Source organism: Ochrobactrum sp. SFR4 (assembly GCF_019730395.1).
Taxonomy (GTDB): domain Bacteria; phylum Pseudomonadota; class Alphaproteobacteria; order Rhizobiales; family Rhizobiaceae; genus Pseudochrobactrum.
In genome coordinates, this window is the sequence record NZ_JAAPBB010001252.1 from 1 (window position 1) to 242 (window position 242).

Sequence of the window (242 nt, forward strand, 5' to 3'; positions counted from 1 at the left end):
GCGGGCAAAGCTCTCCGGCGGCAATTGCAACGGAACTTTACCTGCATAGCGGCTGCCAAAACCGGCATAGGCCAGCAAGGTTGCCAGTGGCCGCAATTGCCGGTCAGAAAAGATGCTGCGCGCTAAACCTAAAAACGGAGAGGCCAGCACCATACGCTGGATGCGGGATTGCAACATTTCATGTGACTGCAAGGAAATCAACGCGCCGGTAGAATGCGCCAGAATATAGAATGGCGGCGGGC

At 56.2% G+C, this 242-nt stretch carries 1 pseudogene; it reads right to left on the reverse strand.

The features are described 5' to 3' along the window. A pseudogene (locus HBA93_RS23030) lies at window positions 1-242 on the reverse strand (alpha/beta fold hydrolase); the annotation flags it as partial.